Source organism: Sphingomonas sp. PAMC 26605, assembly GCF_000241485.1.
Classification (GTDB): domain Bacteria; phylum Pseudomonadota; class Alphaproteobacteria; order Sphingomonadales; family Sphingomonadaceae; genus Sphingomonas.
The window spans coordinates 395,462-420,501 of sequence record NZ_JH584241.1 but is presented as its reverse complement, the minus strand read 5'-3'; the positions used below and the strand labels follow the sequence as shown (position 1 = coordinate 420,501).

18 protein-coding genes and 1 tRNA gene are annotated in these 25,040 nt (G+C 66.7%); 8 read left to right on the top strand and 11 right to left on the bottom strand.

The window, feature by feature from the left end; genetic code table 11:
* Positions 1 to 50: 50 nt before the first annotated feature.
* The 3 genes from RH90_RS01865 to hflK form a co-directional block, all read right to left on the bottom strand.
* A complete protein-coding gene (locus RH90_RS01865) occupies positions 51 to 1,595 on the bottom strand; it encodes a Do family serine endopeptidase (protein ID WP_010183517.1) in 1,545 nt (514 codons plus the stop codon).
* A gap of 110 nt (positions 1,596 to 1,705) precedes the next feature.
* A complete protein-coding gene (gene hflC / locus RH90_RS01860) occupies positions 1,706 to 2,569 on the bottom strand; it encodes a protease modulator HflC (RefSeq protein WP_010183516.1) in 864 nt (287 codons plus the stop codon).
* The gene (gene hflK / locus RH90_RS01855; protein WP_010183514.1) at positions 2,566 to 3,702 is read right to left on the bottom strand and encodes a protease modulator HflK; all 1,137 of its coding nucleotides are present in this window, start codon (positions 3,700 to 3,702) and stop codon (positions 2,566 to 2,568) included. Before hflK ends, hflC begins: the two co-directional genes overlap by 4 nt.
* Before the next feature lie 70 nt (positions 3,703 to 3,772).
* On the opposite strand from hflK, the gene RH90_RS01850 reads away from it, so the two are divergent.
* Genes RH90_RS01850 through RH90_RS01840 form a run of 3 tightly spaced genes read left to right on the top strand, consistent with a single transcriptional unit; the run spans position 3,773 to position 5,736 of the window.
* Positions 3,773 to 4,747: an Mrp/NBP35 family ATP-binding protein gene (locus RH90_RS01850; RefSeq protein ID WP_010183513.1), complete on the top strand. Its 975-nt coding sequence runs from the start codon at positions 3,773 to 3,775 to the stop codon at positions 4,745 to 4,747.
* Positions 4,747 to 5,175 (top strand): CoA-binding protein, encoded by a 429-nt coding sequence (locus RH90_RS01845; RefSeq protein WP_010183512.1) that lies wholly within the window; start codon positions 4,747 to 4,749, stop codon positions 5,173 to 5,175. Before RH90_RS01850 ends, RH90_RS01845 begins: the two co-directional genes overlap by 1 nt.
* Before the next feature lie 33 nt (positions 5,176 to 5,208).
* Positions 5,209 to 5,736: a hypothetical protein gene (locus RH90_RS01840; RefSeq protein ID WP_029624961.1), complete on the top strand. Its 528-nt coding sequence runs from the start codon at positions 5,209 to 5,211 to the stop codon at positions 5,734 to 5,736.
* A gap of 167 nt (positions 5,737 to 5,903) precedes the next feature.
* Here the strand turns inward: RH90_RS01840 and RH90_RS01835 are convergent, their stop codons facing one another.
* Both RH90_RS01835 and RH90_RS01830 read right to left on the bottom strand, forming a co-directional pair.
* The gene (locus RH90_RS01835; protein WP_010183510.1) at positions 5,904 to 7,190 is read right to left on the bottom strand and encodes a homoserine dehydrogenase; all 1,287 of its coding nucleotides are present in this window, start codon (positions 7,188 to 7,190) and stop codon (positions 5,904 to 5,906) included.
* A 152-nt stretch (positions 7,191 to 7,342) separates the two neighbouring features.
* On the bottom strand, positions 7,343 to 8,296 hold the full coding sequence (locus tag RH90_RS01830) for an isopenicillin N synthase family dioxygenase (RefSeq protein ID WP_010183509.1): 954 nt from the start codon (positions 8,294 to 8,296) through the stop codon (positions 7,343 to 7,345).
* A gap of 155 nt (positions 8,297 to 8,451) precedes the next feature.
* On the opposite strand from RH90_RS01830, the gene RH90_RS01825 reads away from it, so the two are divergent.
* Positions 8,452 to 10,038 (top strand): class II 3-deoxy-7-phosphoheptulonate synthase, encoded by a 1,587-nt coding sequence (locus RH90_RS01825; RefSeq protein ID WP_010183508.1) that lies wholly within the window; start codon positions 8,452 to 8,454, stop codon positions 10,036 to 10,038.
* Between the two features lie 22 nt (positions 10,039 to 10,060).
* Here RH90_RS01825 and RH90_RS23285 read toward each other — a convergent pair whose 3' ends face one another.
* Complete coding sequence (locus RH90_RS23285; RefSeq protein ID WP_010183507.1) at positions 10,061 to 10,207, bottom strand: lmo0937 family membrane protein; 147 nt, start codon at positions 10,205 to 10,207, stop codon at positions 10,061 to 10,063.
* Positions 10,208 to 10,366: 159 nt separating this feature from the next.
* Here RH90_RS23285 and RH90_RS01820 point away from each other — a divergent pair.
* Together RH90_RS01820 and RH90_RS01815 are read left to right on the top strand one after the other, a co-directional pair.
* Positions 10,367 to 10,441 (top strand) — tRNA-Glu (locus RH90_RS01820).
* A gap of 83 nt (positions 10,442 to 10,524) precedes the next feature.
* Positions 10,525 to 10,953 (top strand): DUF6538 domain-containing protein, encoded by a 429-nt coding sequence (locus RH90_RS01815; protein WP_010183506.1) that lies wholly within the window; start codon positions 10,525 to 10,527, stop codon positions 10,951 to 10,953.
* A gap of 256 nt (positions 10,954 to 11,209) precedes the next feature.
* Here the strand turns inward: RH90_RS01815 and RH90_RS01810 are convergent, their stop codons facing one another.
* From RH90_RS01810 to manD, 4 genes are read right to left on the bottom strand one after another with little or no spacing between them, the layout of a single operon-like run.
* Positions 11,210 to 13,828: a glycosyl hydrolase 115 family protein gene (locus RH90_RS01810; protein ID WP_010183505.1), complete on the bottom strand. Its 2,619-nt coding sequence runs from the start codon at positions 13,826 to 13,828 to the stop codon at positions 11,210 to 11,212.
* Positions 13,829 to 13,850: 22 nt separating this feature from the next.
* Positions 13,851 to 15,071, bottom strand: a complete 1,221-nt coding sequence (locus RH90_RS01805; RefSeq protein WP_010183504.1) for an SGNH/GDSL hydrolase family protein — start codon at positions 15,069 to 15,071, stop codon at positions 13,851 to 13,853.
* 34 nt (positions 15,072 to 15,105) lie between these two features.
* The gene (locus RH90_RS01800) at positions 15,106 to 16,377 is read right to left on the bottom strand and encodes an MFS transporter (protein ID WP_010183503.1); all 1,272 of its coding nucleotides are present in this window, start codon (positions 16,375 to 16,377) and stop codon (positions 15,106 to 15,108) included.
* On the bottom strand, positions 16,374 to 17,585 hold the full coding sequence (manD, locus tag RH90_RS01795) for a D-mannonate dehydratase ManD (RefSeq protein WP_010183502.1): 1,212 nt from the start codon (positions 17,583 to 17,585) through the stop codon (positions 16,374 to 16,376). Before manD ends, RH90_RS01800 begins: the two co-directional genes overlap by 4 nt.
* 287 nt (positions 17,586 to 17,872) lie before the next feature.
* Between manD and RH90_RS01790 the strand changes: the two genes are divergently transcribed.
* On the top strand, positions 17,873 to 20,032 hold the full coding sequence (locus RH90_RS01790; protein ID WP_010183501.1) for an alpha-glucuronidase family glycosyl hydrolase: 2,160 nt from the start codon (positions 17,873 to 17,875) through the stop codon (positions 20,030 to 20,032).
* Between the two features lie 30 nt (positions 20,033 to 20,062).
* Here the strand turns inward: RH90_RS01790 and RH90_RS01785 are convergent, their stop codons facing one another.
* Positions 20,063 to 20,809 carry a FadR/GntR family transcriptional regulator gene (locus RH90_RS01785; RefSeq protein ID WP_232280284.1) on the bottom strand — a complete coding sequence of 249 codons (747 nt, stop codon included), beginning with the start codon at positions 20,807 to 20,809 and terminating at the stop codon, positions 20,063 to 20,065.
* A gap of 223 nt (positions 20,810 to 21,032) precedes the next feature.
* Here RH90_RS01785 and RH90_RS01780 point away from each other — a divergent pair, with 223 nt between their 5' ends.
* On the top strand, positions 21,033 to 24,218 hold the full coding sequence (locus RH90_RS01780; RefSeq protein ID WP_010183499.1) for a TonB-dependent receptor: 3,186 nt from the start codon (positions 21,033 to 21,035) through the stop codon (positions 24,216 to 24,218).
* Positions 24,219 to 25,040: the final 822 nt, after the last annotated feature.

Here is a 25,040-nt window from a genome sequence, read left to right as displayed (position 1 = left end):
CCCCCACCCCCAACCCCTCCCCTGAAGGGGAGGGGCTTTTGTGTTGCGCCTTACTTCTTCAGCTTCACCCCGATGAAGAACGCCGGCTGACGCCCGCGCACGACATAGAGCGCGATCTGCGTACGCCCCGCCGCCTTGGCCTGCATCACTGCGGCGCCGAGCGCCGCCGGCGTATTGACCGGCACGCCGTTGGCCGAGACGATCACGTCGCCGCGCTTGAGGCCCTTCGCACCCGCGTCGCTCGACGGATCGACCGTGCCGATCACGACACCCGACACCGACGAATCGATGCTGAAGGTGCGCGCGATCTGCGGGGTAAGCGTCGCGACGGTCACCCCGAGCGGGTTCGACGCGGCCTGCCCGGCATTGGGCGTATCGCCGTCGTCGGACATATCGTCGTCGGACTGGGCATTGGCCTGGGCGAGCAGCGCATCCTCGGACGGCCGCGTGCCGATCGTCGCGACGATCGTCTGCGGACGGCCCTGGCGGATGATGTCGAGCGGCACGCGCGTCCCCGGCGTTACGTTGGCGACGAGGTAGCTCAGCGACTGGTCGGGATTCACGTCCTTGCCGCCGACGCGCAGCACGATGTCGCCGACCTTGAGGCCGGCCTTGTCGGCGGGCTGGCCGGGCTCGATGCTGCGCAGCAGCTCGCCCTTGTTCTTGGCAAGACCGAACGAGGAGGCGAGATCGTCGTCGATCGGCTGCGGGCCGACGCCGAGATAGCCGCGCGCGATCTTGGTGCCCTTCATCAATTTCTCGATGACGGGCTTGGCGTCGGTCGCGGGGATCGCGAAGCCGATGCCGATATTGCCGCCACCGGTGCTGCCGAGGATCTGCGAGTTGATGCCGATCACGTTGCCCGACAGGTCGAACATCGGGCCGCCCGAATTGCCCTGGTTGATCGCCGCGTCGGTCTGGATGAAGCGGTCATACGCGCCGCCGCCGGTGACGCGGTGGAGCGAGGAGACGATGCCCGCGGTCACGGTGCCGCCGAGGCCGAACGGATTGCCGATCGCCAGCACCCAGTCGCCGACACGCGCCGCGTCCGAATCGCCGAACTTGACGAACGGCAGGTTCTTCGCGTCGATCTTGAGCAGCGCCAGATCCGAGGTCGGATCGCGGCCGATCAGCTTGGCGACATATTCCTTGCGATCGACCATCGTGACGGTGATCGAATCGACCGTCGCGCCCTTGGCGCCCGCGGCGACGACGTGGTTGTTGGTGACGACATAGCCGTCGGGCGAAATGATGAAGCCGGACCCGAGCGAGGTCGCCTCGCGCGTCGTCGGCGTGCCGCCGCCGCCGCCCTGCCCCTGCTGCTGACCGAACAGGCCCTCGAACGGCGTGCCCGCGAACGGATTGGCGGGCTGCGCCTGGGTGATGTGCTGGCTGGTCGAGATATTCACCACCGCCGGCTGTAGCCGCGCGACGAGATCGGCGAAACTCAGCGGCGCGCCGGGCTTGGGCGCGGTGGCGGCCATGACGGCGGGCTCGTTCTGCGCGGTTTGCGCACCCGAGACGGCCGGCAGCGCGATCGCGGTGGCGGTCCCGCTCAGGAGGAGGGCTGCGGTGATGGCGTAAGCGTAGCGCACTTGGGTCTTTTCCTCTCGTCTACCATCTGGCGACAGAGTCGCTTCAATAGTCGATATTGCTGAACGGCGTTTGAATATGAACGGCCGATGAGCCGTTCCTGAGCCGCAAATTAGCGGCGGCCCTGGAATTCCTTCAGATAGGCGTTGTCGGGCGACAATACCAAGCTCGTGCTCCCCTTGCCATCCTGCGCGAAGGTGTAGCGGTACGACTGCATCGCGCGGTAGAAGTCATAGAATTCCGCATCCTTGTTGAACGCCGCGGCATAGATCTGCGCCGCCTGCGCATCGGCCTGCGCCGAGATGATCTGCGCAGTCTGCGCGCCCTGCGCCTGGATCGTCAAAGCTTGCTGGTGACGCGCGGTGCGCATCCGGTTCAAGGCGCTGTCGAACGGCGTGCCGGTCGGCAGATCGGCATGCTTGATGCGGACGTCGACGATCTGCACGCCATATTGCGAGGCGAGCCGCTGCAGCCCGGCGCGGATATTGCCCATCACCTGCGTGCGCTCGGGACTGAGCAGGGCGGCGAACGGCCGGCGGCCGAGCTCGTTGCGCAGCGACGAGCTGAACAGCGGCTGGAGCTGGTCCTTGACGCGCTGTTCGGTGACCGAGGTGCTGCCGGTCGAGATCACCGCCTTCAACGGATCGACGATGCGGAAGCGCGCATAGGCGTCGACCTCGAGGCGGGTCTGGTCGGTCGAAAGTACCGGCTGATTGTCGAGCTCGACGTCGAGCACGCGCTTGTCGACCCAGACGAGCCGGTCGATGAACGGCACGCGGAAGTTGATCCCCGCGCCGGTGCGGCCGAACACCTCGTTGGGGCGATATTCGTTGATCGTCGCGACCGGCTGCTGGAAGCGCAGGATCACCGCCTGGCGCGTCTCGGGGACGATCGCGACCGAGCTCGCGGCGACGATCAGCAGGAGAAGCGCGACGATCCCGAGCGTGATCGGATTGCGGAGCAAGGCGCGGTTCACTGTGCGGCTCCCTGGGCTTGCGGAGCGGGCACGGCATCGGGCAGGCGCTTGGCGATCCCGGGCAGCGGCAGATACGGCACGACGCCGGGCGCCTGGATGATCGTCTTATCGGATTTGGACAGAACCTGCTCCATCGTGTCGTAATACATGCGCTTGCGCGTCACGTCGGGGGCGAGCTTGTACTGGGCGTAGATCACGTCGAACGCCGCGGCCTCGCCCTGCGCCTTGGCGAGCACCTGCTGCGCGTAGCCGCGCGCCTTGCTGATGTCGCTCTGCGCCTGCTGCTGCGCGGCGGAGACTTCCTTGAAGGCATCCGAGACCTGCGCCGGCGCCTGCGCGCCGCGGATCGCGACGCCCTGAATGCGGATGCCGGCGTTATAGCCGTCGAGGATGTCCTGCATCGCTTGCTGGACCTTGACCTCGATCGCGTTGCGGCCGCTGCCGATCGCGTCGTCGAGCGTCGCGGTGGCGACGGCAGCGCGCATCGCGCTCATCGCGGTCGCGCGCAGCGTGCCGCGCGGGTCGGCGATCTGGAAGGCGAAGTCCTGCGGGTTCGAGATCTGCCAGCGCACCGAATAATCGAGATCGACGATGTTCTGGTCGCTGGTCAGCATCAGTTTGTCGGTTTCGGAGCCGCCATCGCCTTCATCGGGGAAGGTCTCGGTGTTGATCGCGGCGACATCGACCTTCGCCACGTCGACGAACGGCGCGGGCAGCGTCACGCGGATGCCGGGCTCGAGCGTCTCGGAATAGCGGCCGAGAAAGGTGACCACGCCGCGCTGTTGCGGGCCGATCGAATGGAAGCTGGTCAGCACGATCCACGCGACGACGATCACCCCGACCGCGATCAGCCAAAGATTGGTCGCGCTCGGCGCGCCGGGGATGCGCGGACGCCCGCCGCCGCCGAAGCCACCCGGGCCGCTGCCGCCGCCGCGCGCGCGTTTGAGGAATTCGTCGAGCGCGCTCGGGCCAGCCGTCGTGCCGCGCGGCTTGCCGCCGGGGGGCTGCGCCCAGGGGTTGCGCGGGCCGTCGCTCTTATCGCCGTCGCCACCGCCACCACCACTGCCCCACGGGCCCTTGCCATCGGCGGATTCGAGAGAGGGGCGTGGAAACCAGCGCGATAGGATCGTCATTGGCCCTTTATAGGGGCGGCCTGCGACGAAAAACAGTGGCAAGCGTGTCCGCGAGGCCTATCTGGCCGGGATGACCGATCCGATTTCGCGCGATGCCGCGCTCAACGCCGCCCTTTCGCTCGTCGCCGGCACCCGCGCGACCGGCCGGATCGAGGACGCGCGCGCGAGCGTGATCGTCGATGTCAGCGGGCTCGACGAAGCCGATCACGCGCCGCTCGAGGATGCGGTGCGGCGCGCGGCGGCTATGGTGGACGGGGTCGACACGGTGCGCGTCGCGCTGACCAGCCAGCGGCAGAAGCGCGTGACGATCGCGGTCGGCAGCGGCAAGGGCGGCGTCGGCAAGTCGACCGTCTCGGCCAATCTCGCGATCGCGCTGCACCAGGCGGGGCGGCGCGTCGGGCTGGTCGATGCCGATATCTACGGGCCCTCGCAGCCGCGGCTGATGGGCGTCGCCGATCTCAAGCCGACCGCGCACAACAAGGTGCTCAATCCCGTCCAGACGCCGTTCGGCGTGCCGCTGCTATCGATGGGGATGCTCGTCACCGCCGATCAGGCGATCGCGTGGCGCGGACCGATGGCGGCGGGCGCACTGACGCAGATGATGGACGCCAATTGGGGGGCGGCCGATACGCTGGTGATGGATCTGCCGCCGGGGACGGGCGACGTGCAGCTGACGATGATCCAGAAATACCGCCCGACCGGTGCGGTGATCGTCTCGACCCCGCAGGACCTCGCGCTGATCGACGCCCGGCGCGCGATCGATCTGTTCGTCAAGGCGGGCGTGCCGATCATCGGCCTGATCGAGAATATGGCGGGCTATGTCTGCCCGTCGTGCGGCGAAGTGTCCGATCCGTTCGGCACCGGTGGCGCGGAGGCGGCGGCGAAGGAATTGGGCCTGCCCTTCCTGGGGCGCATCCCGCTCGACATGCGCGTGCGCGTCGCCTCCGATGCGGGCCAGCCGCCGGTCACCGGGAACGGCCCTGAAGCCGTGGCGTTCAAGCAGATTGCCGGCCACGTCGCCGGCTGGATCGAAGGACAGGCCTGATGCCGCTCACCAGCGATAGCGACCTCCGCACTCTGCTCGAGGAAACTCGCACGATCGCCCTGGTCGGCGCGTCGGACCGGCCCGATCGCCCGTCCTACCGCGTGATGCGCACGCTACAGGAACACGGCTATCGCGTGATCCCGGTCAACCCGCAGATCACCGGCGAGCATCTCCACGGCGAGTTCGTCTTCCGCGACCTGTCGCAGATCGGCGAGCCGATCGACCTGGTCGACATCTTCCGCAATTCCGCCGCCGCGGGCGATGCCGTCGACGAGGCGATCGCGGCCGGCGCCAAGGCGGTCTGGATGCAATTGGGCGTGGTCAATGAGGCCGCCGCGGCACGTGCCGAGGCGGCGGGGCTCAAGGTCGTGATGGACCGTTGCCCGGCGATCGACCTGCCGCGGCTCGGAGTCGCCAAGATCGCCTGAAATCGGCCATGATTGCAGGCGAGTATCGGGTTCATGATCGTGCTGCTCCTCGCCGCGCAAGCCGCGACCCCCGCCCCGGCGCCCGTTCCGGCCGCGCCGACCGCTTTCTCGATTCTGCAGCCGGTGGCGGACGAGCCCTGTGTCCGGCGCGGCAAGCCGGTCGGCCCCGATGACATCGTCGTCTGCGGCAAGCCGCTGCCGTCGCAGAAGCTGCCCTACCCGAACGAAGTCGTGCCGAAAGGGCCCGTGCCGTCGAACCCCTATCTCACCGGCACCGGCGCGTTGGCGGTCGAGGACAGCTCGCCGTGCGCGACGATGCAGCGCGGCTGCACCGGCGGCGTGCAGTTCTTCGAGGGCGGGACGCAGGTGGTGCGGTTGATCCAGAAAGTCGTCGCGCCCGACAGCTGCTGCGAGCGGCCGGGCGAGGCGAAGGACTTCGTGATGCTGGCGGGCGATGTCGCGCACGGTGTCGGGCGGGCGTTCAAGAAGAAGCCCGACAAATCCGGACGCGTCGCGATCGCGCTCGACGACGCGCCGCACCCGTCGGTGATTCTGCCGTAGCGGGCGTGGTGCGCTGAGCTTGTCGAAGTACCGCGCGCCCACCACCGTCATCCCAGCGAAAGCTGAGATCTCGTGGTGCCGGGGGCGCGCTTCGCACCACGGAGACCCCAGCTTTCGCTGGGGTGACGGGGACGGGCAGGGCTAACGCAAAAGCGCTCTACGCGCGCTTACCCCAGGATATGCATCCACAAGGGCTGGCCAACCAGGCTCTGCGACCCGCGCAGCCGCTCGAGCGCCTGCGCCACGCTCCGCTCCGGTCCCTCGTGCGTGACGATCGCGACCAGCACCGATCCGTCGGCATGCGCGCCGCGCTGCATCAGGCTCTCGATCGAGACGCCCGCATCGCGCATCGCGGCGGCGATCTCGGCGAGGACGCCGACTCGGTCCGCCACGGTGAAACGGACATAGGCGCGGCCGCGCCGCTCGCCGGCATCGGCCGGGCCCTGCGCGGTCAGCGAATCGGCGGGCATCGCGAAGGCGGGGCCGAATTCGCCGCGTGCGATGTCGATCAGATCGGCGACGACGGCGCTCGCGGTCGGCCCGTCGCCCGCGCCGGCGCCCTGAAACAGCAGCCGCCCGACGAAATTGCCCTCGGCCACCACCGCATTGGTCGCGCCGGTGACATGCGCGAGCGGATGGCTGACCGGCACCAGGTGCGGATGGACGCGCTGGAACAGCCCGCCGGGCCCGGCTTCGGCCAGCCCGAGCAGCCGCACGCGATAGCCGAGCGCCGCCGCCTCGGCGATGTCGGCGGCGAGCACGTGGCGGATGCCGCTCGCCGCGACGTCGCCGAACGCCGGCTGCGTGCCGAAGGCGAGGCTGGCGAGCAGCGAGAGTTTATGCGCGGCATCGACGCCGTCGATGTCGAAGCTCGGGTCGGATTCGGCGAAGCCCAAAGCCTGCGCCTCGGCGAGCACATCGGCGAAGTCGCGGCCCTCGGCTTCCATCTTCGACAGGATGAAATTGCACGTGCCGTTGAGGATGCCGTAGACCCGCTCGATCTCGTTGGCGGCAGCGCCTTCGCGCATCCCCTTGATCACCGGCACGCCGCCCGCGACGGCGGCCTCGAACTTCAGCGCGACCCCCGCCCCTTCGGCAGCGCGCGCGAGCTCGAGCCCGTGATGCGCGAGCATCGCCTTGTTCGCGGTGACGAAGCTTTTGCCCGCAGCGAGCGTGGTGCGCGCGAGCGTCAGCGCCGGGCCGTCCGACCCGCCGACCAGCTCGACGACGACATCGACGTCGGCCTGTGCCAGCGCGGTCGTATCGTCGATCCAGTCGAAGCGCGTCATGTCGACGCCGCGATCCTTGGTCCGGTCACGCGCCGAGACCGCGACGATCTCGATCGGTCGCCCCGCACGTCGCGCGATCAGCGCGCCGTTGGTGTCGAGCAGGCGGATCACGCCGCCGCCGACGGTGCCGAGCCCGGCGAGGGCGATACGCAGGGGTTTGGTCATTCGGCCATCTCCGGACAGATCGTCCCTCTCCCAGCGGGAGAGGGAGGGAGCGCGTAGCGCGGAAGGGCGAGGGTGACCAGCCTCGCGAACCTGACCCCTCACCCCGCGCCGCTGCGCGGCTTGCCCCTCTCCCGCAGCGAGAGGGGCAAGCGTCAGGCCTTGACCAGGCCGATCTCGACCAGACGCTCGTGCAGATAGTCGTGCGCGGTAATCGGCGTCGGATAGCGGTTGGGCCGCTCCGCGGTGATCGTCGACGGCAGCGTCTCGATCAGGAAATCGGGCGCGGGGTGCAGGAAGAACGGCATCGAGTAGCGCGAATGTCCGCGCCGTTCGGGCGCCGGGTTGACGACGCGGTGCGTGGTCGAGGGCAGGACATGGTTGGTCAGCCGCTGCAGCATGTCGCCGACATTGACGACCATCGCCCCCTCGGGCGGGTTGATCGGCAGCCAGTCGCCTTCCTTGGTCAGCAATTGCAAACCCGCTTCCTCGGCGCCGAGGAGCAGCGTGATCAGGTTGATATCCTCGTGCGCCCCGGCACGGACTTCCGCGGCATCGGCGGGGACGGGCGGATAGTGGAGCAGGCGCAGCACCGAATTGCCGTCCTTGACGGCGTGATCGAACCAGTCGGGCGCGAGTCCCAGATGCCGCGCGATCGCCGCCAGCAACCGGTCGCCCGCCGTGTCGAGCGCGGCGAACAGCTCGACGAAGGTCTCGCGGAAGCCCTCGGGCTGGTCTGGCCAGACGTTGGGCGCCATCTGCGCTTCGAAGCGGTGGCCCTTCGCCAGCTCGCGCCCGACATGCCAGAATTCCTTGAGATCGACATGCGTCGCGCCCTTGGCGATCTCGGTCTTGAACGGCGTATAGCCACGCGCCCCGCCCCCGCCCGCGCTGAAATACGCGCGCTTGGTGTCTTCGGGCAGCGCAAAGAACGCTGCGGTCATCGCCCAGGCGCGCGCGATCAGGTCGGCCGGGACGCCATGGTCCGACACGACGGCGAAGCCGAAACGCTCGAACGACTCGCCGAGCGCCGCGGCGAAGGCGACGGGATCGGCGGCTTCGTCGGCGAGCGAGAGCGGCGGAACTTGAGCGGTGGGAGAGTCGAGCATGGCGTCGTCCGTTCTTCGGGTAAGCACCCCCGATAGCGCCAATTCGCGCCGATCGCGATAGGAACTCGCGAAGGCTCGATCCGGTGCAAGCGGCGTTACCCCAAAAGGGAAAACGCCGCTTGCGTCGATTACCCAATATGGGTAATGCGAACACCATGACGACGATGGCCGGCCTCAAGATCAAGCGCTTCCGCGAAGAACGCGGCCTCACGCGCGCCGCGTTCGGCGCCTGGTATGGCGCGCCGGGCTCGACCGTCCAGGGCTGGGAAGAGGACGGCAAGCGCGCGAGCGGCCCGGTGGTCAATCAGATCGCCGCCAACGCCATCGCCACGCACGCCGATTGGTATGTACAGATTCGCACGGAGAACGACATGAGCAGCTGGGCCCCGGATAGCTGGACGCGCGCCGAAGCGCGGCAGATGCCGACCTATCCCGACACGGCCGCGCTCGACGCCGCGACCGACACGCTCGCCTCCTTCCCGCCGCTCGTCTTCGCCGGCGAGGCGCGCAACCTCACCGCCGATCTCGGCCGCGTCGCCGAGGGCAAGGCGTTCCTGCTGCAAGGCGGCGACTGTGCCGAATCGTTCGCCGAGCACAGCGCCAACAACATCCGCGACACCTTTCGCGTGATGCTGCAGATGGCGGTCGTCCTGACCTTCGCCTCGAAGCTGCCGACGGTGAAGCTCGGCCGCATGGCGGGGCAGTTCGCCAAGCCGCGCTCGGCCGACACCGAGACGCAGGGCGACGTCACCCTCCCCGCCTATCGTGGCGACATCGTCAACGACATCGCCTTCACTCCCGAGAGCCGGCAGAACGACCCGCAGCGGATGATCCGCGCTTACTCGCAGAGCGCCGCGACGCTCAACCTGCTGCGCGCGTTCGCGACCGGCGGCTATGCCAACCTCCATCAGGTGCAGCGCTGGACGCACGATTATATGGGCCGCAGCCCGTGGGCCGAGAAATACAGCAACGTCGCCGACCGGATCGGCGAGGCGCTCGAGTTCATGGAAGCGTGCGGGATCAGCCCCGAGACGGTGCCGCAGCTTGCGCAGACCAACTTCTACACCAGCCATGAGGCGCTGCTGCTGCGCTACGAGCAGGCGCTGACGCGGCAGGATTCGCTCACCGGCGACTGGTACGACACCTCGGCGCATTTCCTGTGGATCGGCGACCGCACGCGCTTCGAGGGCAGCGCGCATGTCGAATATCTGCGCGGGATCGGCAATCCGATCGGGATGAAATGCGGGCCGAGCCTCGAGCCCGACGCGCTGCTCCGCCTGCTCGACACGCTCAACCCCAACCGCGTGCCCGGCCGCATGACGCTGATCACGCGCTACGGCCACGACAAGATCGAGGCGCAGCTTCCCAAACTGGTGCGCGCGGTGTTGCGCGAGGCGCATCCGGTGGTGTGGAGCTGCGACCCGATGCACGGCAATACGGTCAAGGCGGCGACGGGCTACAAGACGCGGCCGTTCGACCGGATCCTCGCCGAAGTGCGCGGCTTCTTCGCGGTGCACCGGGCCGAAGGATCGATCGCGGGCGGCATCCACGCCGAGATGACCGGGCAGAACGTGACCGAATGCACCGGGGGTCTGGTCGACGTCACCGAGCAGACGCTCGCCGACCGCTACCACACGCATTGCGATCCGCGGCTCAACGCGGGCCAGTCGCTTGAGCTCGCGTTCCTGCTCGCCGAGATGCTCAACGCCGAAATGGCGGAGCGGCGGCGCGCCGCGGCCTGAGCCGCCGCGCGCCGCCGGTAGCTTATACCGCGCTGCGACCCTGGAGCAGGCGCACGACCACGACGATCAGGGCGATGACGAGCAGAAGGTGGATCAGGCCACCGCCGATATGGACTGCAAACCCGAGTGCCCACAGCACCAGCAAGACGACGACGATGGTCCAAAGCATTGTAATACCCCTTAGCTTACGGCCGAATCGTTCAGACCGCATCTGCAACGAAAACGCCTTGTCGCACGGCAAGTTCCGTCGCTTCGTCCGATCGCCGCGGCTTGACGCTCCGGCTTGACGCCCACCGCGATGCTGCGTATTGCGCCGTCTCGCGCAAGCGGCCCCTTCGTCTAGCGGTTAGGACGACGCCCTCTCACGGCGTAAGCACGAGTTCGATTCTCGTAGGGGTCACCATTTTCGGCTCAACCCGCAGAAATTCAGCATTTACGTTGGTTTCACCTCCGCCTGGTACAGCGAGCGGGTACAGCGGGCGAATTATGGTGGCGATGGCGGAGCCCTGGCGGCATCCTGAAACTGGAACTTTCTACCTTCGACGGCAGATCCCGAAACAGCTCCGCGAGGAGTTCGGCGGGCGTCAGCTCTGGAAGAGATCCCTCGAGACGAAGGACTCGGCGGAGGCCCGGCGGATACAGGCCGACACGCGGCTCTTGGACAACGGCGCTTACATTCGTCTCGATGGGCACGTTTACGCAGACAAGGAGAACGAACGCGCGGACGAGGACGAGGATCAAGTCAGTTATGTTCGTCCTGGCGAACACGAGATGATGCCGCGAAGCGCGGATAGGCGAAAACTGGAGCGAAGCCGTCGTTCGGGCCTAAGAGTTACGGTGGGCTTCGAACAGAAGAAGACACTCAGGATATTTCGACACCCGGTTTTCGAACGAGCCGGTTTGACCATGTGCTGACTTGCAGGTTTCAGGACAGCGGGACCAATACAGCATACTGCTCATTCCGCGGCACTCTAATTTGGCCTTATCGCCAATATAGATGATTGTCATCGAAGCTAGATGTAATTGCGGACTTAGCTTCTTCTACACCTCACGAGATCGGATAATTCTTAAGTGGTGACTGCGCGCGATTCCGGTACAAGTCGAGCTTTAGGCTTCGCCGACCTTACTGCATTTTTACAAGCTGCGACCCCTAAATTCGAAAATTATCACATCAAAGATAAGAATGAGGCTCACCCGTCGTCGCCAGTACCAGCTTCTGGACGACCATATTGTCGGCGAGCCGCCAGAGCTTGATCGTGTGGCGACCAGCCGCCACGTCTCCGAGACCGGTCGAGAGCCGCACGATATTGTTGCAGACTGCGTCGCCCCAATTTTTCGTCGCTTCCGACTTTTGATCGCCACCCGTCGCCTCGAGCGCAGCCTTCAGGATCTGCACCGGTCGATCGTCGATCGAAACGCCGATCCCGGCGCTCCCATGGCCTGATACATCGAGCGTGGGCGCCAGATACAGCGTCAGCGTCGCCGGCCCCGCCTGCCGGACCACGATGTCATATTCGAGCGAGGCCGCGTCCTGCAGGCTCGTCGCAGGGCGCCCCTGCGGGAGCGCGACCATTGCGCCGCTCGTGCGGCCGAGATGGTCGACCGAAACCCAGCGCAACCCCTTGCCGTCGCGCGCGCGGCTGAACGCGGGCGCCTCGATCGCGATGAGTCCCGGCGGCGCGGGCGCGCGGGCGACGAATGTCGGGTGCGGCCGTTGGCGATCCTTCGGCGTATCCGCGCCGACGCGCATGATAGTCGGCATCGTCTGCTGCGTGGGGTCGTTCCAGGCGACATAGCTCATATGCACCTGCGCCATCATCCCGGCCCATTTGCCGCCGTTGATGCTGTGGTAGCGCTGCACCAATTCGCCGTCGCGCCGGAACGCCGTCTCGACCTGATCGGCGAAGTAATTGCCGCGCGCATCGTTCTTCGCTGCGAGCAGACGGTTCCAGGCGGTCCCGTAATAGAGCCGATAGAGGTTCGCCATCGCGGCGATCGGATATTCGATCAGCTGATAATAAGCGTCGCGCTGGTCGGCGCGAAGCCGCGCGCGGACTGCGAGCATGCGCGCCTCGAGCGCGTCCCAGTCGGCGACGATCGCGCCGAACTCGCCGCCGTCGAGCCCGCCCGGGGTCACGCCGCCGAGCGGAAAGCTCGACTGGTCGATCAGCTCGGGTTTCCGGCGGGCGCAATATTGGCTGTACGCCGTGATCATCTCGCCGATCGGTGCAGCCTGTTCGGCGCCGAAGGTCGCGCCCGCCCAGGCCCGCGGGTAGCCGGCCAATGCCGCCGGCGTCATCGCCTCCGGATTCCATGCCTGTTCGAGGAAGAAGCCGAGCGGATATTCCATCGGCTTGATATCGCCGACGTTGACGATCCAGATCGTGCGGACGCCGTGCCGGTACGCAAGGTCCATCTGCTGCCAGACCTTCTCGATCTGGTTGGTGTTGATCCACTTGTAATTGCGCGGCCCGCCGACGTAATCGAAGTGGTAATAGATCCCGTAGCCGCCCGCGCGGGGGCGCGCGGCAGGATCGGGCAGCCGGCGCAGCTGGCCCCAATTGTCGTCGGAGAAGAGCAAAGTCACGTCATCGGGCACCTGCATGCCGTGATCGTAATAGTCCTGCACTTCCTTGTAGAGCGCCCAGACCTGCGGGGTTGCGCTTGCCGGCTTGCCGGTGACCTCGGCGATGATCCGACGCTGGTCGGCGACGACATGCTCGAGCAGACCGGTCGCGGTGCCCTCGGCCATCGCCTCGTCGCCATCGCCGCGCATCCCGACGGTGACGACCGATTCATAGGCCTTGCCGTCCCCTTTCGCCATCATCCGCGCGATGCCGCCGCGCCAGAAGGCGCGCAGATGATCGCCGTTCCTGCCATAATCCCACGGGCCGCCGGTAATGCCCTGGTCCTGATGGCGGTGCCATTCGGCCTGCGCGCGCAGCATCGGCTCGTGGTGCGAATTGCCCATCACCACGCCCATCGCATCGGCGAGCACCATGCTGGCGGGATCGTCGTCGGCGAAGGCCTTGCCCCACATTGCGGGCCACAGATAATTGCCCTTCATGCGCAGCAGCAGCTCAAAGACATGCGCGTACATCGCCGCATTCACGCCGCCGAAGGCCTTGATCGCCCAGCCCGACAGGCATGGATCCTCGTCGTTGATGAAGAAGCCGCGATACTTGACCCTGGGCTGGTCGCGGCGGCTGCCCGCCGGAAGGAGAATGTCGCGCTGGCGCGCCACCGGGACGTCGGCGAACCAATGCCATGGCGACACGCCGATCCGCGCGGAAAGATCGTAGGTGCCGAACACCGCGCCGCGCCGGTCCGAACCGACGATCACCAGCGCGCGCGCGACTCCGGGCAGCGGATCATCGACGACGATCTGGCGGAACGCCTCCCACTCGCCGCGCACATCGGCGGCGTCGATCCGGCCGGCATGGACGAGCTGGTCAATCACCACGCTCTGGCCGAGCACCCCGATGATCACGACGGGTCCATGGAGGTCGGCGATGCGCCCCTCGACCAGCGCAGGGCGGACGCCGCTGACCCGCGCGAGATCGTCCGCGAAGCTCGCGGCGACCCGCCTGACGGCGCTGTCGGCGGCGGCATCGACGAACACCGTCGCGGGCGTGCCTCCCGATATCAGGGGGAAGGCAGTACGGGGATCGGGCGTCGGCTCGCGCGCAGGCGATGCGATCGCGGGCTCGAACGCGCTCATCGCGATCCCCCATGCCGCGCTGGTCAGCAAGGTCCGCCGCGACAGCGCCGGCATCGAATAGTCCCTCATCCCACTCTCCGAATGTCTCGTCTCACCGGAACAGCGCGATCGGAACCGCTTCGCCCATCCGCGCATAGCCCGCCGGCGACGGATGCAGCCCGTCGCCCGAATCATAAGCGCGCGCCAGGCGTTCGGGCCGCGCGGGATCGCGCATCAGCGCGTCGAAATCGACCACCGCGTCGAACGTCCCCGAGGTCCGGATCCAGCGGTTCAGCGCGACGCGATCGGCCTCGTTCTGTGCATTGGGGTGATAATAGCCCGATCCGCCGAACGGCAGGATCGTCGCGCCGATCACCGTGATCGCGCGGTCGTGCGCGCGCGCGACCATCTGGCGATAGCCCTGCTCGAGCTCCGCCACGAGCGCGGCATGTTCGGCCGCCGCGACGGGATGGTCGCGCGTCAGCACGCCGAGATCGTTGACCCCTTCGAGCACGATCAGATAGCGCACGCCGGGCTGCGCCAGCACGTCGCGGTCGAACCGCGCGAGCGCATTGGGACCGAGCCCGTCGCGCAGCACGCGATTGCCGCCGATCCCCTGGTTGACGATCGACAGCCCGGAGCCGGCGGGGAGCCGCGCGGCGAGCACGTCGGTCCAGCGATCGTCGGCGTCGGTGGTGGCGCCATGCCCGTCGGTGATCGAATCGCCGAGCGCGACGATCGTCGCGCCGCACCCGGCGACGTCGACGCCCGAGGCGAAATACCAATGCTCGACGCGCTCGCCCGCGACCGTCGCATCGCCGCCGTGACTGCCCGCCGCGATGAAGCTGCCGGTGCGCGAGCCGGGGTGGCTGGTCACCCCGGCGGGTGCCTCCGGCAAATGGAGACTGAGTGACAGCGTCGCGCGATCGGGCACCGCGAAGGCGATCGGATCCGATACATATTCGGCGCCGGCGGGGATCGTCACCTGCGCTCGACCGCCGAACGCCACGACGTGATCGCTGCCGGGGCGGATGCTGGCGGATCCGCTCGCCTCCGCCAGCGCGACATGCGCGGAGTCGATCGTCAGCGGCGCTGTGCCGACGAGATTCGAGAGGTGGATGCGCAGGCGCTTGCCGCCACGTGAGAGGCGGATCGTCTGGCGCAGCGTCGCGTCGCGCAGCTTGGCGGCGATACCGGTGTCGGCCTGATCTGGGTCCTTTTGCGAAGACGCCCAGCTCGCGCTCCACTGTGCCGCGCACTGCGCGCTTGGCGCGGCGCCCGCGAACGCGGGGCTAGCGAGCGCCAGGATCGCGGCGAGGGAACGGACGATCATCGGCAATCTCCAGACGAAGGGGCGTGGCGCCGCGTCATGCGATCTGCTCCCCCGTAACGGGCGCGTAGTGCGGAACGAGCAGGTGGATCACGCCTAGCGCCACCAAATAGGCGCACGACGCGACGAGGAAGATCGGCTGATAGCTGCCGAGCGCGGCGAGGATCGTGCCGGCGAACTTCGCCATGATCATCCCGCCGACCGCGCCCGACAGGCCGCCCAGCCCGATCACCGACCCGGCGCGCCCGCGCGGGAACAGGTCGCCGGGCAGCGCATAGACGTTCGCGGAAAAACCCTGATGCGCCGCGCAGGCGAGCCCGATCAGTAGCACCGCGGTCCACAGGCTGGGCGCGTGCGCGGCAAACGCGATCGGCAGCGCGAACAGCGCGCAGGCGAACATCGCGGTCTTGCGCGCGCGGCCCGTCGCCCAGCCACGCGACAGCAGCCGCGACGACAGCCAGCCGCCGCCGATCGACCCGACATCGGCGAGCAGATACACCGCGACCAGCGGCGGCCCGAAGTCGAGCATCTTCACATGGTATTGCCGGTTGAAGAAATCGGGCAGCCAGAACAGGAAGGTCCACCACACCGGATCGATCAGGAAGCGCCCGAGCATATAGGCCCAGGTCTGGCGCAGCGAGAGCAGCTTGCGCCACGCGATCGGCCGCGCGCGCTCGGCGGGCTCGCTTTCGATCCAGGCGAGTTCCTCTCCCGAAACCGCGGGATGCTCGCGCGGGCGGCGATAGAAACCGAGCCAGGCGATCAGCCACACGATCGTCAGCGCGCCGGTCGCGATGAACGCCATCCGCCAGCCGAAGGTCACCGCGATCACCGGCACGACCAGCGGCGTGACGATCGCGCCGACGTTAGACCCGGCGTTGAAGATGCCGATCGCCAGCGCGCGCTCGGACTTGGGGAACCACTCGCCGGTCGCGGCCAGCGCCGCCGGGAAGGCGCCCGCCTCGCCGATCGCCAGCGGCACGCGCGCAAACGCCATCCCGAGCGTGCTGGTGAACAGCACATGCGCGACATGGCCGATCGTCCACAGCGTCACCGCCAGCGCATAGCCGATCCGCGCGCCGACGCGGTCGACCAACCGGCCGAACAGCACATAAGCGAGCCCGTAGGCGCCCTGGAACCAGATCGCGAGATTGGCATAGCCCTGCTCGCTCCAGCCATATTGCGCCTGCAGGCTGGGTTTGAGCACCGGCAACACGAGGCGATCGACGTAACTGAGCACCACGGCCGCGAAGAGCAGACCGCAGATAATCCAGCGGACATTGCCGCGTGGCCGCGCGGCGGCGCTCACCAATTGTACATCGTGCCGTCTTCGAGACGGTTCACGGGCAGATAGGCGCGCTTATAGGGGTATTCGGCAGCCAGCACCTCGTCGATCTCGACGCCGAGCCCCGGTTTCTCGCCGGGATGCATCATCCCGCGCTCGAAGCTGTAGGCGTGCGGGAAGACCGCGTCGGTCTCGGGGGTGTGGCGCATATATTCCTGTACCCCGAAATTGGGCACCGACAGATCGAAATGGAGCGCCGCCGCCATGCACACCGGCGACAGATCGGTCGCGCCGTGGCAGCCGGTGCGGATCTGGTAGAGATCGGCGAGCGCGGCGATCCGGCGCAGATGCGTGATCCCGCCGGCATGCACGACGGTCGCGCGGATATAGTCGATCAGCTGGTTCTCGATCAGATGCTTGGCATCCCAGATCGAGTTGAAGATCTCGCCGACCGCGAGCGGCGTCGTGGTGTGCTGGCGGATCAGGCGGAACGCGTCCTGGTTCTCGGCGGGCGTCGCATCCTCGAGCCAGAACGGGCGATACGGCTCGAGATCCTTGCCGAGCCGGCCCGCCTCGATCGGGGTGAGGCGATGGTGGATATCGTGGAGCAGATGCACGTCCCAGCCGAGCGCGTCGCGCGCCGTCTTGAACAGCTCGGGCACGACGCGGAGATATTTCTCGGTCGACCACAGATTCTCGGTCGGCAGATCGGCGTCGGCGGGTTCGTAGAACATCTTGTCCTTCGACACGCCGTAGGTCGAGGGCAGACCGGGAACACCGCATTGCAGGCGAATCGCCTTGTAACCCTGTCGCTGATAATCGAGTGCCACCTCGACCGTCTCCTCGATCGAGACGCCGTTGGCATGGCCGTAGACCATCACGCCATCTCGGCTGGCACCGCCGAGCAACTGGTACAACGGCAATCCGGCGATCTTGCCCTTGATGTCCCACAAGGCGGTGTCGACCGCGGCGATCGCGCTCATCGTCACCGGGCCCCGCCGCCAATAGGCGCCCTTGTAGAGATACTGCCAGATATCCTCGATCCGGTGCGCGTCGCGGCCGATCAGCAGCGGCACGACATGGTCGGTAAGATAGCTCGCGACCGACAGCTCGCGCCCGTTGAGCGTCGCGTCGCCGAGCCCGTAGACGCCGTCCTCGGTCTCGATCTTGAGCGTGACGAAATTGCGGCCGGGGCAAGTGACGATCACCTTGGCATCGATAATCTTGGGCATGAGGTCTTTCCGTGCGGATGGTGGAGGAGAAGGGTAAGGCGGGGATCAGCCAGACAGCGTGTTCGCCGCGCCGATCGGGGATCGCAGTGGCGGCATCGGCGCGCGGAGCGTGGCATGTCCGGTCATGGCATCCTTCCTGTCGGTCGCTTCGACGAAGCGGGCGGACGCTCTGCGGCGGCCTTTGCACGATAGCGCTACCATGCTAGGCCCACTGCCGTCTTGTCAATGATGTGTGTCAGGCAGGTTGAAGCGGACTCCCCCAACCGGAGCCGCGTCGGGAGAGCATGATGAAGGCCGCCAATCGATTTCTGACGCTGCTGCTGCTATGCTGTCCGCTCGGCGCCGCCCCGGCCCACGCCGAGGACGGCTACGATTTGTGGCTGCGCTATCGGCCGCTCGCCGGATCCGCGCGAACCGCCCTCGCGGCACGGGCGACCGCGGTCGTCGCGCCCGGCACGTCGCCGACGATCGCGGCGGCGGTGGCGGAACTCGAGCGCGGATTCGGCGGCATGCGCGGCCACCCGATCGCGCGCGCGCGCAGCCCGGCGGATGGCGCGATCGTGCTCGCGACGGCGGCACAGGCGCGCGGGCTCGGGCTCGGTCTCGACGCAGCTTCGCTCGCCGATCTCGGCGCCGAGGGATTCCGGCTTCGCACCACCACCGCGCGCGGCAAGCCCGTCATCGCGATCGTCGCCAACACCGACATCGGCCTGCTCTACGGCAGCTTCCGCCTGCTCGAGCTCGCCGAACAAGGTGCGTCACTCGCCAAGCTCGACCTGCGCAGTGCCCCCAAGCTGCAGCTCCGCGTGCTCGACCATTGGGACAATCTCGATCGCAGCGTCGAGCGCGGCTATGCCGGGCAGTCGATCTGGGACTGGTGGACGCTGCCCGATTACACCGGCCCACGCTACACCGACTATGCCCGCGCCAACGCCTCGATCGGCATCAACGGCGCGGTGCTCAACAACGTCAATGCGGTCAAGGAAAGCCTCACCGCGCGCTACATCGCCAAGACGGCGGCGCTCGCCGACGTGTTCCGGCCGTACGGCATCAAGGTGTATCTGTCGGCGCGCTTCTCGGCGCCGATCGAGCTTGGCGGGCTCAAGACCGCCGATCCGCTCGATCCCGCGGTCAAGGCGTGGTGGGCGGCGAAGGCCGACGAAATCTACCGTGCGATCCCCGATTTCGGCGGTTTCCTGGTCAAGGCCAATTCGGAAGGCCAGCCCGGCCCGCAGGACTATCATCGCAGCCACGCCGACGGCGCGAACGTGCTCGCCGCGGCGGTGCGCCCGCATGGCGGGGTCGTGATGTACCGCGCCTTCGTCTATAGCGAGCACAACGCCGCCGACCGCGCGCGGCAGGCGTATGACGATTTCAAGCCGCTCGACGGCCGCTTCGCCGACAATGTCATCGTCCAGGTCAAGAACGGCGCGATCGACTTCCAGCCGCGCGAACCCTTCCATCCGCTGTTCGGCGCGATGCCGAAGACGCCGCTGATGATGGAGTTCCAGATCACCAAGGAGTATCTGGGCCAGGCGACGCACCTCGCCTATCTCGGCCCGCTGTTCGAGGAGACGCTCGAAAGCGACACCCTTGCACGCGGGCCGGGCTCGACCGTCGCGCGCGTGCTCGAAGGCAAGGTCGATCCGTACCGCCTGACCGGCATGGCGGGGGTCGCCAATATCGGGGTCGATCGCGATTGGTCGGGGTCGACCTTCAACCAGGCGAACTGGTTCGCCTTCGGTCGCTTCGCCTGGAACCCCGACGGCGACGCCAAGGCGTTCGCCGACGAATGGGCGCGGATGACCTTCACCCCTGACCCGCGTTTCGTCGCGCCTGCGGTCGCGATGATGATGGGATCCCGCGAGGCGGTGGTCGATTACATGACCCCGCTCGGCCTCGCGCACCAGATGGCGACCGGTCATCATTACGGCCCGGGTCCGTGGGTGAGCGACCTCGCGCGGCCCGAATGGAACCCGACCTATTACGCGCGCGCCGACGCCAAGGGCATCGGGTTCGACCGCACCGCTGCCGGCAGCGACGCGATCGCGCAATACGCACCGGCGCTCGCCGCGCGGCTCGCCGATCCTGACACCACGCCCGAGCGCGACCTGCTGTGGTTCCATCACGTGCCCTGGGATCGCCGGATGGCGTCGGGCCGCACGCTATGGGACGAACTCGTCACCCGCTACGACCACGGCGTCGCCACGGCCGGGGCCATGCAACGCACCTGGCAAACGCTCGCGCCCTATGTCGATGCCGAACGCTTCGCCAAGACGCGGGCCTTCCTCGCCATTCAGCAGCGCGAGGCGCAATGGTGGCGCGACGCGAGCGTTTCCTGGTATCAATCGCTCAACCATCGCCCGCTGCCCGCTGACTCGCCGGCGCCCGCGCATCCGCTGGCCTTCTACCGCGCGATCGACGTGCCGTTCGCGCCGGGACATTGAGCCGCCGCGACTAGGCGGCGCAGACGGTATCTAGGCCAGGCCGAAGCGCTGTCGCCGCGCAGTGAGACTCGCATCCAGCTCGGCGATTTCCTGGACTTCGGTGGCTTGGATCAGCGCGCCGAGCACCTTGTCGAGATGCGCCCGCATCGCCCCGCGCGCGCGATCCGGATCGCGCGCCGCGAGCGCCTCGAAGATCGCGAAATGCTCGTCGATCCGGGGGCCGACCCCCGCCCGATGCGCCTTTTGCGACATCGCTTTCTCCTGCGGCGAGCGCAGCCGCGCCTGCCACAGCGCCTCGACCGCGCTGGAAATCGCACTGTTGCGGGTCGCTCTGGCGATGCTGATATGAAATTGGTGGTCGAACGCCTCGGCCTTCTCGACATCCTCGCCCGCGGCGACGAGATTGTCGAACAGCGTCCGGAGCTCGGCGATGTCGTTCGCATCGATCCGCCCTGCCGCGATCGCGCAGGCCTCGCCCTCGATCGCGCGGCGCGCCTCCAGCAGTTCGAACGGGCCGACGCCGATCGCCGAGAACTTGCCGCCACGCGGCGTCTTCGCAGCGACGTACACGCCCGATCCCATGCGGATGTCGACGAGCCCGTCCACCTCCAGCGCGATCAGCGCTTCGCGAATCGTCGGGCGCGACACGTCGAACGTCTCCGAGAGCTCGCGCTCCGAAGGAAGCCGGGTACCCATCGGGTAATGGTCGGCCAGAATCTGCCCGCCGATTTGGCGCGCGATCTCCGCGTAGAGGCGTACGGTCTTCAAAGTCCCCACAATCTTTCCAGTCGCCCTAACTTGCGCGGCACGCCCGCAAAACGGGCGTCGAGCCCGGCGAGCGCAGCATGCCGCAGCAAAGCTTACAGCGCAATTCTCTGAACACATTGGCCTTACAGGTTCACTCTTTTGTGTTTGACAGACGCTGCCTATCCGGTCAGATGGTAGCGCAATCATAGCGCTGGAAAACATGGCGCGTGGATAATTAGGAAGGGGATCTGACATGAGCTTTCTCACCGGTGCTGCACGGCTGACACGAGGCGCGCTCTTCGGGGCCACGATACTTTCGGGTCTGGCCGCGCAAGCCGCGTTCGCGCAGTCCACGCCCGTCCCGCCGCTCTCCGGAGCCCCCGCCTCCCCGACCGCAACCACTGCGACCCAGGGCACCGTGCCGGGCGACACTGCCGCCGCGCAGCAGGGTACGCTCGCCGCCGGTCAACCCGACACGGCGGCCGCGCAGGATATCATGGTCACGGGGTATCGCAACAGCCTGGCGCTCTCGACCAATGCCAAGCGCGCCTCGACCGGCTTCACCGATTCGATCTTCGCCGAGGACATCGGCAAATTCCCCGACACCAACATCGCCGAATCGTTCAACCGCATTTCCGGCATCACGATCACGCGCGACATTACCGGCGAAGGCACCAACGTCGCGATCCGCGGTCTCGGCTCCAACTTCACCAACGTGACGCTCAACGGATCGCCGATTGCGGTCGCCTCCTCGGGCGCAACCGACGCGCAGGGCACCGATCGCTCGGTCGATTTGAGTTTTTTCCCGACCGACCTGTTCACCAAGCTGACGGTCAACAAGAGCTATACAGCCGATCTGCTCGAGGGCGGCGCGGCCGGCAACGTCGATCTGCGTTCCGCCCGCCCGTTCGACCGCTCGAAAAACTATCTGACGTACAACGTGCAGGGGTCGCAGCAGGGCGACGCCAACCGGATCGGCGTGCGCGGATCGATGATCGGCAGCTGGCACAATGACACGATCGGCATCCTGGCCGGTGTGTCGGGCCAGCGCTCGTTCACCGACACGCGCGGCTTCGAGACGATCGGCTATACCAACCCGGCGCTCACCGCCGCGCAGTGCGGCGCGGCGAGCGGCTGCAACACGACGGGTGGCGGCAACTGGACGATTCCTGCGGTCGTGCCGGTCGGTGCAGGCGGCGGCCTGGTTCCCGGTACGGTCATCGATAAGGCGTTCTTGCTGGCGCATAATCCCGGTGCCACGATCCAGCAGATCGACAATGCGCTGCTTCCGCGGCTCGGGCGGACATCGGACGAGCGCGGAACGCGCGACCGTATCAACGCGATCGTCAGCGTCGAATGGCGCCCGACCGACACGCTGCATTTCTACGTCGATAGCCTCTATGGCTATAAGCATAACGATCTGATCCGCGAGGATATGGCGTGGATCGTGCGTAACAGCGCGATCATCCCGCTCAACGAAACGTTCGACAAGAGCGATTGCAGCGCGGGCTGTTCGGTAACGGGCGGCACCTTTGCCAATGCGCAGTTCTTCGACGAATTCCGCCCGTATATCGAGACGACCAAGCTGTTCAGCATCAATCCCGGCGGCGAATGGGAAATCTCGGACAAGCTGAAGTTCACCGCACAGGGCAATTATTCGCGCTCGACCTTCCACCGCGAGAGCCCGACGGTCGGCGCGACGACGCCGCTCGGCGTGGGCAACACGGTATCCTATACCAATACCGGCAGCGGCCCGGTGATTACGCCAAACTTCGATTTGAACAACCCGGCGAACTTCGGCTGGTATGCCGGCTCGCGTCTGAACATCCAGGACGAGCGCCGCACCAACGAGACCAAGGGCGCGCGTGCCGACCTGACCTGGGGCAGCACCAAGCTCAACCTCAAGGTCGGCGGCGCCTATGACGACGTGTCGCGCCTGATCCAGGGCTTCGACAACAGCCAAGCATGGCAGAACGCCGCGTGCGGCAACAACCCGAGCGTGTTCGTTGCCTCGCCCAATGGTCAGCCGCCGTGCGAGGGGCTCAACGCCCCGGGCGCGGCGCCCGCCGGCTATCCGACCTATCCCGGTTACGGCACCGGCTCAACGGCTGGTAAGACGGGGCCGGTCACCTACGGCGGCTCGCTCGTCCCCAACTCGGCCTTCCCGAGCTATCTCGTGCCGGGGCCGGCCGGCTTTGTCACGGTGAACTTCCCCAAGTTCGCCGATGCGACGAATTATCAGTCGTTCCACGACAACGCACCGCTGGTCGGCGCGGCAAATACCGGTGCGAGCGGCGGCTTCATCCGCGAAGTCGTGAAATCGGGCTTCGCGACGATCAACGGCGCGCAGGAGCTCGGCGGCAATACGTTGCGCTTCAACGCCGGCTTGCGCTTCGTCGACACGATCCAAACGATTTCGGGGACGGTCTCGCTGCCTGATCCGCGCAACGCACCTGCGGGCGGCGGCACCTTGCCCGATGGCAGCCGGTATCCCAATATCTCGACCACGGTGACGACGCGCAACGAATATACCAACTGGTTGCCCGCCGCGACCTTCGCTTATGATCTGGGCGAGCATGCGGTGGTTCGTGTCGCGGGGTCGCGCACGATGACGCGGCCCGATCCTTCGGCGCAGTTGCCCGGCGTCAATTTCGGCGCACCGTCGGCCGATCAAGCGACGATCGGCAACCCCGCGCTCAAGCCCTATCTCTCGACCAACCTGGATCTCGGCTTCGAATATTATACCGGTCGCGAAGGCGTGATCAGCTTCAACGCCTTCCGCAAATCGATCACCGGCTTCACTACCACCAACATCACGACCGTGCCGTTCAGCTTCCTCTCGCAATACGGCATCACCTACGACACGCTGAATCCAACGCAGCAGATCGCGCTCAATTCGCGCGGCGGACCGACCGCGGCGCAGGTGCAGCTGACGTCGCAGACCAACGTGCCCGACAAATTGACGATCAACGGCCTCGAATTTCAGTGGGTCCAACCGCTCGATTTCCTGACCAAGCACATCGGCGTGACGGGCTTCGGCTTCAACGCCAACGCGACGATCGTCGATCAGACGAGCAAGGGCGCGGCGATCGCGTATGGCGTGGCGCCATTCTCGTACAACGTCACGGCCTATTACGAAAAGCATGGCGTCATGCTGCGCGTGTCGACGACGTCGAGCGAAGGGTCGCAGAACAGCGGCGCGGCGCAGAACGGCATTCCCGCAGCGGCGCTGTTCGGCACGACCTATACCTCGTACGATTTCTCTTCGGCATTCGATCTCGACAAGATTTTCGGGATCGAGCATCTGCCGCAGCTGACGATCAACGTCGCGAACTTCACCGACGCGACGCTGCGGTCCTACTTCCAGTTCAGCAACGACACCTTCACTCAGTACAAGCCGGGTCGGCAGGTACTGGTCGGGCTTCGCGGCAGCTTCTGATCCCTCCTCGGGACCTTTTGGCGAGGGCGGCACGGCCGCTCTCGCCTTTTTTCGAAGCCATTTATATTCATTCGAGTAGGTGCCTGCCGTTAACTGCCCCGCGGGCGCTGCCGCCCCGCGTTATCGCTGATCCTACAGCGTAGCGATACAAGCCGTGTTCTTAGCGTGCATCAAGATTGATCGGGATCCACGGATGACGATGATCCCGCCGGCCCATTCCCTCCAGCACCTAACCCACGGGTAGGCACGGCTAGACCGAGAAAGATCCGCTGTGCTGAAGTCTGTGCCCCACCCAAATGCCGCCGCAGTTTGGGAACCAATCGCGAGTACTCGCCTCCCGATGGGGCTTTGCGCTAAATTGAAACTGTATGCCCCGCCATCTTTATAGCGGAAAGACCCAATGAAAGACATCCACCCCTCCCTCGCTGCTCCCCAGCTTCGGTCACTCGTTCATGTTTCAGGCACCGAAGCAAGCGACGGCTAGCGAAGGTCCGCAACCTAGGGCTCTCCCGAAAACGATCGATGATCGCGGCAATCCATCGCTGAATATCGACCGCGCACCGGTTTATCGTGTTCCGGTCCCCAGGAATGCCAAACCGTAGTTTTCAAACGCTTGTAGCTCCCCTCCCGCGATGCTCTAGTCTCGAATACGGCCGTGATTCAGGGGCAATGATAGTGAGAGCAAAGCTACGAAACGCCTTTGCCGCGCTAGCACTGACGGCGCTCGCCCCACCTGTCCCGCTTCATTCGACCAGCTTTGGGCGGCCCCCTGAAACGCCTTCGGCCACTATCGCAGGCGATTGGGACGGATGAGGGTCCCCC